8 protein-coding genes are annotated in these 7,536 nt (G+C 73.9%); 4 read left to right on the forward strand and 4 right to left on the reverse strand.

From position 1 onward, the window contains the following. The first annotated feature begins 6 nt into the window (after positions 1 to 6). From G3T38_RS19315 to G3T38_RS19325, 3 genes are all read left to right on the forward strand, one after another. Positions 7 to 930 (forward strand): HAD-IB family hydrolase, encoded by a 924-nt coding sequence (locus G3T38_RS19315; protein WP_163774229.1) that lies wholly within the window; start codon positions 7 to 9, stop codon positions 928 to 930. 176 nt (positions 931 to 1,106) lie between these two features. Then, positions 1,107 to 1,928: a sigma-70 family RNA polymerase sigma factor gene (locus tag G3T38_RS19320; protein WP_241729078.1), complete on the forward strand. Its 822-nt coding sequence runs from the start codon at positions 1,107 to 1,109 to the stop codon at positions 1,926 to 1,928. 97 nt (positions 1,929 to 2,025) lie between these two features. Next, the gene (locus tag G3T38_RS19325; RefSeq protein WP_163774231.1) at positions 2,026 to 3,219 is read left to right on the forward strand and encodes a DUF5667 domain-containing protein; all 1,194 of its coding nucleotides are present in this window, start codon (positions 2,026 to 2,028) and stop codon (positions 3,217 to 3,219) included. Between the two features lie 558 nt (positions 3,220 to 3,777). On the opposite strand, the gene G3T38_RS19330 is transcribed toward G3T38_RS19325, so the two are convergent. The 4 genes from G3T38_RS19330 to G3T38_RS19345 form a co-directional block, all read right to left on the reverse strand. Next, a complete protein-coding gene (locus G3T38_RS19330; protein ID WP_163774233.1) occupies positions 3,778 to 4,908 on the reverse strand; it encodes a 1-acyl-sn-glycerol-3-phosphate acyltransferase in 1,131 nt (376 codons plus the stop codon). Then, on the reverse strand, positions 4,901 to 5,983 hold the full coding sequence (locus tag G3T38_RS19335) for an NAD-dependent epimerase/dehydratase family protein (RefSeq protein WP_163774235.1): 1,083 nt from the start codon (positions 5,981 to 5,983) through the stop codon (positions 4,901 to 4,903). Before G3T38_RS19335 ends, G3T38_RS19330 begins: the two co-directional genes overlap by 8 nt. Before the next feature lie 26 nt (positions 5,984 to 6,009). Next, positions 6,010 to 6,111, reverse strand: coding sequence for a 30S ribosomal protein bS22 (locus tag G3T38_RS19340; RefSeq protein WP_008356322.1), 102 nt, complete (start codon positions 6,109 to 6,111; stop codon positions 6,010 to 6,012). Between the two features lie 114 nt (positions 6,112 to 6,225). Further along, entirely contained in the window at positions 6,226 to 6,438 is a 213-nt protein-coding gene (locus G3T38_RS19345; protein ID WP_163774237.1) for a helix-turn-helix domain-containing protein, read from the reverse strand. Between the two features lie 236 nt (positions 6,439 to 6,674). Between G3T38_RS19345 and G3T38_RS19350 the strand changes: the two genes are divergently transcribed. Further along, complete coding sequence (locus G3T38_RS19350) at positions 6,675 to 7,379, forward strand: HAD-IA family hydrolase (RefSeq protein WP_206675936.1); 705 nt, start codon at positions 6,675 to 6,677, stop codon at positions 7,377 to 7,379. Positions 7,380 to 7,536: the final 157 nt, after the last annotated feature.

The raw sequence follows: 7,536 nt of genomic DNA on the forward strand, positions 1-7,536 counted from the left end.
GACCCCGTGGCCGACCCCGAGCACGAGACCGCCGCCGACCGTCCGCGCTCGCACGCCGCGACGGTCCGGCGCACCGACCTGAAGCGCCGCTCCCGCCTCGCCGGCGAGGCGTCGGCGGCCGCCGCGGAGGTGGAGACCGCGCTCGACGTGCCCCGCGACGCGACGTCGGCAGCGTTCTTCGACGTGGACAACACGCTGATGCAGGGCGCGAGCATCTTCCACCTGGCGAAGGGGCTCTACCGGCGGGAGTTCTTCACGACGCGCGAGATCGCCGGGGCGGTCTGGAAGCAGGCCTACTTCCGCGTCGTCGGCGTCGAGGACCCCGAGCACGTGGCGGAGGCCCGCAGCTCGGCGCTCGGCTTCATCGCCGGCCACACCGTCGGCGAGCTGGAGTCGCTCGCCGAGGAGATCTTCGACGAGGCCATGGCGATGCGGATCTGGCCGGGCACGCGGGCGCTGGCGCAGCTGCACCTCGACCGCGGCCAGCGGGTCTGGCTGGTGACGGCGGCGCCGGTGGAGATCGCGACGATCATCGCCCGCCGGCTCGGGCTCACCGGCGCGCTCGGCACCGTCGCGGAGCACGACGACGAGGGCGTCTACACGGGACGCCTGGTCGGCGAGATGCTCCACGGCCCGGCCAAGAAGGAGGCCGTCAAGGCCCTCGCCGCCCGGGAGGGCCTCGACCTCGAGCGCTGCTCGGCGTACTCCGACTCCTTCAACGACCTCCCCCTCCTCGGTCTCGTCGGCGACCCCTGCGCCATCAATCCCGACAGCCGGCTGCGGGCCCACGCGCGGGAGCAGGGCTGGCGGGTGCGGGACTACCGCACGGGCCGCAAGGCGGCTCGCCTGGGCCTGCTGACCGGCGCCGCCGTGGGCGCCGCCGCAGGCGCCGTGGCGGCCGGCACGGCGCTCCGCTCCGCCCGTCGCTGATCCTCCGCTCCCCACCCCTACCGACCGGTATCCCGCGCCCTTGCTGGACGTCGTCCACGGGCGATCGGTCCGCCTCGAGTCTCCGACAAGTTTGTCGATAGCGGTTCCCAAGGCCCCGGACGAGGCCTAACCTGGGCCGACGCTCCCCTGGGGAGAGGAGCGGGGAGGGCACCACCATGGGCAGTGCAGCGCAGCACGCACGCGCGTTCGAGCGAGGGCTCGACGCGCTGCGTGACCTCGTGCTCGCCTCCCTCGCACCCCCGGCGCTCGCCACGGCCGGAGGCCCCCTGGCGTCGATGCTCCACCACGAGGTGGTCGGCAGCGCACGGACCGCGGCGCCCCCGTCGGCCGACACGGCCGGCAGCGCGGGAGAGCCGGGCGGGGACGGCAGCGGTGGGGACGGCAGCGCCGAGGCCCACTCCGCCGAGGAGCGCCCGGAGGACCGGGAGCGCCTCATCGCGCTCGTCGACCTCGCCCGCGGTGGCGACCGTGAGGCGTTCGGCCTGCTCTACGACCACTACCACGGCGCGGTCTACCGGTTCCTCTACTACCGCACGCGCTCCGTCACCCTCGCCGAGGACCTGACGTCGGAGACCTTCTTCCGCGCCCTCCGCCGGATGAGCGACTTCCGTTGGCAGGGCAAGGACTTCGGCGCCTGGCTGATGACCATCGCCCGCAACCTCACGACCGACCACTTCAAGGCCGGCCGCACCCGCCTCGAGCACACCGTCGAGGACATGGGGCTGCACGACGACGGCCACGACGACGGTCCCGAGTCGACGGTGCTCTCGGCGATCACGAACGAGCTGCTGATGGAGGCCCTCACGCAGCTCCCCGCCGAGCAGCAGGACTGCCTCGTGATGCGCTTCCTGCAGGGGATGAGCATCGCCGAGACCGCCGCTGCGCTCGAGCGCAGCGAGGGTGCGGTGAAGCAGCTCCAGCTGCGCGGCGTGCGCAACCTGGCGAAGCTGATGCCCGAGGGGATGCGGGACTCGTGAGCCGCCGTAACCTCCGGGCCTGCGCCCTCGTTGAGCGGGACAGTGCACCTGTCCGGCCCTCCCTCGGACAGGGCCACCGACCGATGAGGATGCCCGCATGATGTCCCTCCCGACGGCGCGTCGCCGTGCCGAGGAGCTCGACGCAGCGGTCTCCGGGTCGGCGCACGACGCCTCCGCGCCGAGTGCCGACCTCGAGCCGCTGCTCGACGTGGTCGCCCAGCTGCGCGCCGAGGGCGCCGCAGTGCCCACCCCGCGTGCCGACTTCGCGGCCGAGCTCCGCGCGCGCCTCATGACGGAGGCCGCGACCGTGCTCGTCGCCCCCGACCCGGCCACCGACGAGCTGCTCACCGTCCGCCGCTCGCCCCACGCCCCGCGCCGCCAGCGCCGCGTCACCGCCGTCGCCGCCGCGCTCGTCGTGGCCGGCGGGTCGAGCACGATGGCGTACGCCGCGCAGGGCGCCCTCCCCGGCGACTCGCTCTACCCGGTCAAGCGTGCGCTCGAGGGCGCCCGCGGATCGATCAGCCTCACCGACGAGTCGCGGGGCGCGCTGACGCTGCGGCACGCCCAGCAGCGGCTGGCCGAGGTGCAGGGCCTCGTCGACCGGCACGACACCGCGAGCGACGCGCTCGTCGCCGATGCGCTCGACACCTTCGTGCAGCAGTCCGACGAGGCCGCCGAGCTCCTGCTCGCGGCCGGCGCCCAGGGCGACGACCGGTCCGTCACCGACCTGCGGGCCTTCGTCGCCGCCTCCGTCGCCACCCTCGCCGAGCTGGAGCCGTCCCTGACGGCCACCGACCAGGAGGGCCTGGCGACGGCCGTCGCGGCGCTGCGCGACATCGACGGTCGAGCTCTCGAGCTGTGCCCGACGTGCGGGTCGACCTCCGCGGTCGAGCTGCCGTTCGCGCTGGCGAACGCCGCCGCGCTGCTGGACCAGGGCGTGTTCGACGGCCCGCCGCCGGTGGTGCCCGACGTCGACGTCTCCGCCCTGCCCCCGGGCAGCGTGTCCGGTCCGCAGAACGGCGGCGACCCGGTCGCGGCGCCGCCCGCGACCACCCCGCCCGCGACCGGCGGAGGCAGCGAGCCGAGCACCCCGTCGCAGCCGCCGGCCGCGACGCCGAGCGAGCCGACCGCCCCTGCCAGCCCGCAGCCCGGGGCCGGGATCCCCGGCACCAGCGGCGGGATCACCGGCGCGACCGACGGCATCACCGGCCTCACCGGGCCGCTCGCCGAGCCCCTGCAGGCGATCACCGAGACGCTCGACACGCTTCTCGGGCTCAAGTCGACGCCCTGACCGCTCCCCCTCCCCCGGGTCGTGGTGTGAGGCCACTGCTTTTCGCGGGTCTGGCACCACGACCGGTGGGCACTGACGACGGCCCGGCGCCCGGGGTCGACAAATGGGACGCCCGTACGCCGCCGCCCCGGCCCCAGCCGCACCATCCGCACAGTTCCGCGCGGGGTCTGGGCAGTCTGGGCAGTCGGGGCAGTCGGGGCAGTCGGGACGAGCCCGCCGCGGGACGTCATGCGCTGCGGTCGCCCCACGCACCGGATCGCATGACGTCCGGCGGGCGGAAGTGCCCGTCCCCCGGGTCGTGGTGGGAGGCCACCGGTTTCCGCAGGGCTGGCACCACGACCGGTGGGCACTGGCGAGCCCCCGCGCCCGGACTCGGCAAGTGGGACGCCGGTACGCCGCCGCCCCGGCCCCAGCCGCACCATCCGCACAGTTCCGCGCGGGGCCTGGGCAGTCGGGGCAGTCGGGACGAGCCCGCCGCGGGACGTCATGCGCTGCGGTCGCCCCGCGCACCGGATCGCATGACGTCCGGGATGGGCCCGCGGCCGCCGAGGAGCCCGGTCAGCCGAAGGCGCCGCCGCGATCGATGAGCAACCGGTAGAGAGTGCTCTGGATCGTCTCGCGCACCTGGTCGGTCACGTCGAACACCAGCATCGGGTCGTCGGCGGCACCCGCGTCGTACTCGTCCGTGCGGATCGGCTCGCCGAACTCCATCATCCACTTCGACGGCAGCGGCACGAGGCCCAGCGGGCCGAGCAGCGGGAACGTCGGGGTGATCGGGACGTAGGGCATCCCCAGCAACCGCGCCAGGGAGGGCACGTTGCCGACCAGGGGGTAGATCTCCTCGGCGCCCACGACGGACAGCGGAACGATCGGCACGCCCGTGCGCACGGCGGCCGCCACGAACCCGCCGCGCCCGAAGCGCTGCAGCTTGTACCGCTCCGAGAACGGCTTGCCGATCCCCTTGAAGCCCTCGGGCCAGACCCCGACGAGCTCGCCCGAGCGCAGCAGGCGCTCCGCATCGGCGTTGCAGGCCAACGTCGTGCCGCCACGGCGCGCCACGGTGCTCACGATCGGGAGGCGGAACACCAGGTCAGCGCCGAGCGGGCGCAGGAACCGGCCCGCGTGGTCGTGGACGGCGACCATCGTCATCAACCCGTCCACGGGGATCGTGCCCGAGTGGTTGGAGACGACGAGCGCCCCGCCCGTCGTCGGGAGGTTCTCGACGCCGCGCACCTCGACGCGGAACCACTTCTCGGCGATGGGCCTGAGGGCGGCGAGGAAGAACCGCTCGGTCAGCTCGGCGTCGAAGCCGAACTCGTCGATGACGTACTCCCCCGTCACCCGCCGACGCAGGAAGGCGAGGAAGCGGGCCAGCTGCTGCTCCGCGTCGTCGCCGAACAGCTCCGCGGCGGCCTGCTGGAAGGCGGCCAACCAGTCACCGATGGGCACCCCGGCGAGGGGGCCCCGCTCCTGGGCCGTGGCCGGCGCGCGGGGGGCCTCGGTGCTCGGAGCCTCGGGCGGGGCGGCGAAGTCGGGCGGCTCCGCCGCGGGGGTACGCCGCGTGGCCGCGTCCCCAGGGCGGCTACCGGACCCGGCGAGGTCGCGCGCGGACGTCGACGGCCGGGCGCGGCCGCTGCCGCGACCGGGCCGCCCGCGCGTGCCGATCGGGATGATGTCGGCGTCACCCACGTGGGCCTCCCGGTGCGACGAAGGGGTGCACGGAGCCCGAGGCCACGGCGACGGGCGCCGAGCGCTCGACGTCGGGCTCGGGCAGGCGCTCGGCGAGCAGCGCCAGGGCCTGCTGGGGTGCCGTGAAGGTGGGGGCCAGGTCCGCCGCGAAGTCCGCGAAGGCCTCGTCGGTCGTGTAGCGGGGGGTGAACCCCAGCTCGGTGCGGCAGCGCGAGGTGTCGACGCCGCGACCGTAGGTGAGGAACGCGACCAGCTCGGGCGACAGCTCGGCGAGCCGGACCCTGCGCACGACCTGACCGAGGCCGCCGAGGGCGAACGGGGGCAGGGCCACGCTGGGTCGCTGCATCCGCCGCACCGCCTGGTGCAGCGTGAGGATGCCGTCGCCGGCGACGTTGAACGTGCCCCCCACCTCGGCGTGCACCCCGTGCTGCAGCACGCCGACGAGGTCGTCCGCGTGCAGGAACTGCATGCGGGGGTCGAAGCCGAGCACGGTCGGCACCACCGGGAGCCGGAGGTAGGACGTCATCGGGCTCGTCACGGACGGCCCCAGCACGTTGGCGGCGCGCAGCATCAGCACGCGCACGTCGGGGCGACGGCGGGCGAACCCGCGGACGTAGCCCTCGACCTCCTGTGCGTCCTTGCCGTAGCCACCGCGGGCGACCCGGGGCTCGATGTCCTCGGTGAACATCGCCGGGTCGCGGCTGGACGCGCCGTACACCGTCGTCGTCGACTTCACGACGAGGTGGCGGACCGTCTCCGACTTCTGGCAGGCAGCGAGGAGCTGCATCGTGCCGATGACGTTGAGCTCCTTCATCGCGTTGCGACCCCCGGTCGCACCGGGGGTCGCGATGACGCTCATGTGGACGACGGTGTCGACGTCCTCACGCGCGATGACCTTCGCGATGACGGGCGTGCGGATGTCCGCACGGACGAACGAGACGGAACCGAGGTCCCCCCGCGGGGGGACGACGTCGACACCGATGACGCGGTCGACGCCGGGATCGTCGGCGAGGGCGTGCGCGACCCGCCGCCCGAGGTCACGTGAGACCCCGGTGACGAGAACGACCCGGCCCACCGCGACGCCTCAGTCCCGCAGCGGCGTCACTTGCCGAGCTTGCGGCGCTGGACGCGCGTCTTCTTGAGCAGCTTGCGGTGCTTCTTCTTCGCCATGCGCTTGCGCCGCTTCTTGATGACAGAACCCACGAGTTACCTCTTCACATGCCTACAGCGGAACCGCGCACCGAGGACACGGGGCGGCCAGACGCTCAGCGTAGCCGGAGGGCCACGCCGCACCGAAACCAGCGTCGCCCCGCGGGATCAACCGGCGTTGTAGAAGCTGCGGCGCAGGTACTCGTCCACGTCGTGCTCGGACACCCGGAACGACCGCCCGACACGCACGGCGGGGAGGTCGCCCCCGTGCACGAGGCGGTACACCGTCATCTTCGAGACGCGCATGACCGCGGCCACCTCGGCGATGGTGAGGAAGCGGACTCCGGACAGGTCGCCGGTCGGACCGTCGTGCTGGGGCATCAGGCACCGCTTTCGTGCCCACGCGCGCCGGACGGGCCGTCCGACCCACTGACGCATGGGGTTGGCGTGAGAATAGGGCCTCGTGTGACGGATGGGGAAGATTGGATCCGGAAAATGTGGACTTCCTCGGCGTGTCGCCTTGCGTTCTGCGTGTCGAGCCGAATCACAGCGGTGCAACTCCGGGGCCAGCCGGGAGAGATCGAGGTCTGTCGCAGGTCGCTGGCACACTGCGGCGGGTGATCCCCCGCCGCCCCCTCGCCGCTGTGCTGTTCGACCTCGACGACACCCTGGTCGACCACCGCGGAGCGGCCCGTGCGGGCCTCGAGCGATGGGCGTCGGGCCACGGCGTGGCAGGCACCCCCGACGAGATCGCGGAGCGCTGGACCGCCCTCGAGGTGCGCTACTACGCGGCGTACCAGCAGCGTCGCCTGACGTTCACCGAGCAGCGCCGTGCGCGGGTCCGGGCGTTCCTGCCCCACCTCGACCTCCGCAGCGACGCGGCGGCCGACGACGCGTTCGCGGGCTACCTGGTGGGCTACCAGGCGGCCTGGCGCGCGTTCGGCGACGCCACCCGGGCGCTGCGTCGGGCAGCAGCCGCCGGCCTCGCCGTCGGCGTCCTGACCAACGGCGACGCGACACAGCAGCGCCGCAAGACCGAGGCCGTGGGGATCGCCGGTCTGCTCGACGGCCTGGGCGCCCCCGTGCTGGCCTCCTCCGCCCTCCCCGCGGCGAAGCCGGACGCGCGCTCCTACGCCGCCGCGTGCGACCGGCTCGGCGTCACGCCCGGCGCGACGCTGATGGTCGGCGACTCGCTCGTCAACGACGTCCGCGGCGCGCTCGACGCAGGCCTCGCGGCGGTGCTGCTGGACCGCTACGACGAGCACCCCGCCGCCGGCGTGCGCCGCGTGCGGTCCCTCGACGAGCTGGAGTTCGCGGCCTGAGGCCGTCCCGAAACTTTCCCCGGTCGACCGGGGAACGTGTCACTTCGACCATCAACGTTGATGGTCAAAGCGGCGTGTTCCCCGGTCGACCGGGGAACGTGTCACTTCGACCATCAACGTTGATGGTCAAAGCGGCGTGTTCCCCGGGCGACCGGGG

Source organism: Nocardioides zeae, assembly GCF_010686755.1.
GTDB lineage: Bacteria > Actinomycetota > Actinomycetes > Propionibacteriales > Nocardioidaceae > Nocardioides > Nocardioides zeae.